The sequence below is a fragment of the Actinoplanes sp. NPDC051633 genome (genome assembly GCF_040681735.1).
Lineage (GTDB): Bacteria > Actinomycetota > Actinomycetes > Mycobacteriales > Micromonosporaceae > Actinoplanes.
Genome location: NZ_JBFAZH010001343.1, coordinates 1 through 1,932, shown reverse-complemented (window position 1 = coordinate 1,932; position 1,932 = coordinate 1). Strand labels below are relative to the sequence as shown.

The following is a 1,932-nucleotide window of genomic DNA, read 5'->3' as shown; positions in this document are numbered from 1 at the left end:
TTCCATGTAGTCGATAATATTTTGTTTTAACCAAAGCATTTCTTCATGTGTAAGTTTATTTGGATTAGTTCGTCGTCGCTGTCGAACCACGCGGACGTGGTCTTGTAGAACTCGTCGTGTGTCATGGGCCGGTCGGTGAGGAACTCCCGGAACTCAGCCCGGAGCCTCTCGACCACTTCCGGTCCGCCGTCGATCAGGCCGCTGCGCAACACCGGCCGGCCTCCGTCCAACTCCGTGGAGAAGTATGCGCTGAGCATTCTGGTCAATGCGGAACTCATCGTTCGGTCCACCCGGTTGTCGGAAGGAAGGGCTTGGGGGGTGGCGGTTCTTCGTCGAAGAAGAACCGGTGCGCATCCCCTATCGCGGCGTAGAGCTGCTCGTCGCTGTCGAACCAGGCGGAGGTGGCTTTGTAGAACTCGTCTCGGGTCATGGGCCGGTTGATGAGGAAGTCGCGAAACTCGCCGCGAAGCCTCTCGACCCCCTCCGGGCCGCCGTTGAGCAGGCTGCTGCGCATGATCGGCCGTTCTCCGGCCATTTCCGCGGCGAAGTATCCACTGAGCATTGTGGTGACTGAGGAACTCATCATGCTGACCAAACTGGTAAATGGGAAGATCAGGGGAGAACCTGCAACGCCGGCCGGCCTCGCACCGTGGCGATCAGTCCGTCGTCCATGACCATGACCACGATCCCGGTGACCGGGGAAACGATGATCACGTGTCCGTCCATGAAGTAGGAGCCGACCCGGTCACCGAAGGTCTTCGCGAACTCGCGGAGTTTGCTCGCCTCGACGAAGTACGGGCCGCGCTTGAAGGTATACGAGGCGTAGCTCGTGTCGTTAACGACGATGAGCGGGCCGGTCATCTCGGAGCATCGGTCGAGCAGGTCGTCCTCGACCTCGTCCATGTCCCGGTCTTCGACGTCGAACTGCTGCCAGTCATCCCTCGTGTGCCCGGTGATCTTGTTGGGGGCGTAATCCGTTGAGCCCGGCAGCACGGATGCCAGCAGGCTGATGGCGATGTCCCAATTGGGGTGCGGTCCTGGTTGGTCCATCAGTGCCACTGCTTCTTGTAGTTTTCGTGTCCGTCCACAAAAATCATTGCCTTCGCTTTCCATCTGTTGCCCTTGGCCGGCGGCGACCAAGGATCCTCTGTCTCCATCACCTTGACGTGCGGGCCCTCATCGGTCTCGAAATGCCCGTCCATATTCCATTCGATCTTTCGGTATCGACCGTCCGGAAGTTGTCCTGAATAGTAGTCATCCTTGTCGTGTGACAGTTCGCCGATGCCGAGATGTTCAGCCAGCGGAAGAAGGTCGTCCGCGTCATCGACGATATTACGATCGACCGTGTCTCCTGCGGAGTTGACGTGTGGCTTGGTTCTGACGTCCACCGGTGACGAGGCGATTTCTTCCGCAATGCTGGGGACATCCTTGGTCTTAGGTTGGTCGGCCTGCTCCCGAGCGGATTCGGGTGGGCTGGTGGCCTGCGGCTGAGCGTCCCGATCCTCGGATTGCGCTGCTGCTGTCTCCTGCCCGCCCGGTGCGTTCTGATCGACATCAGGCTCGTGCTCGGCGGCCGCGCGGCGCTCATTGTTGTCGTCAACGGTGTCCGAGCTCTGATCAGCGGTGGCCGAGTCGCCGGGCGAGGGCGTGCTGAGCGAGTCGGGTGCGTCGGGGAGCGGCGCCTCCGGCGGCTTGCCCAGCGGGGGCGGGTCCTGCTGGTTGTCGAGGGGAGACGGAGTCGTTCCCGGCAGTGGGTCCGGCTGCGGGTTGAGGTCCTGCACGGTCTCCGGCCTGTCGGCCTCACCGGGCATCGTCCCGCCCTCGGCGGCCTTGGCCCGCTCCGCCACCGCCGCCTCATGCACTATATATGCCTTTACGAAGTTACCAGACGTTTGTTTACGGTATAACTTGTCTACCTCTATGACTTCTCCA

The 1,932-nt window shown here is 61.0% G+C and carries 3 protein-coding genes and 1 pseudogene; all 4 read right to left on the bottom strand.

Annotated elements, in window-relative coordinates; translation table 11 throughout:
* Positions 1-26 precede the first annotated feature (26 nt).
* Positions 27-257, bottom strand: a complete 231-nt coding sequence (locus AB0M20_RS40790) for a hypothetical protein (RefSeq protein WP_364306588.1) — start codon at positions 255-257, stop codon at positions 27-29.
* 17 nt (positions 258-274) lie between these two features.
* Positions 275-562, bottom strand: a complete 288-nt coding sequence (locus AB0M20_RS40785; protein WP_364306586.1) for a hypothetical protein — start codon at positions 560-562, stop codon at positions 275-277.
* Positions 563-612: 50 nt separating this feature from the next.
* A complete protein-coding gene (locus tag AB0M20_RS40780; RefSeq protein WP_364306584.1) occupies positions 613-1,050 on the bottom strand; it encodes a hypothetical protein in 438 nt (145 codons plus the stop codon).
* 809 nt (positions 1,051-1,859) lie between these two features.
* Positions 1,860-1,932 (bottom strand): annotated as a pseudogene (locus tag AB0M20_RS40775) (replication/maintenance protein RepL); the annotation flags it as partial.

Excerpts from the sequence above, each read along its gene's own strand:
- AB0M20_RS40790 (WP_364306588.1), bottom strand. The coding sequence starts at position 257 with ATGCTCAGCGCATACTTCTCCACGGAGTTGGACGGAGGCCGGCCGGTG.
- AB0M20_RS40780 (WP_364306584.1), bottom strand. The coding sequence starts at position 1,050 with ATGGACCAACCAGGACCGCACCCCAATTGGGACATCGCCATCAGCCTG.
- AB0M20_RS40785 (WP_364306586.1), bottom strand. The coding sequence starts at position 562 with ATGCTCAGTGGATACTTCGCCGCGGAAATGGCCGGAGAACGGCCGATC.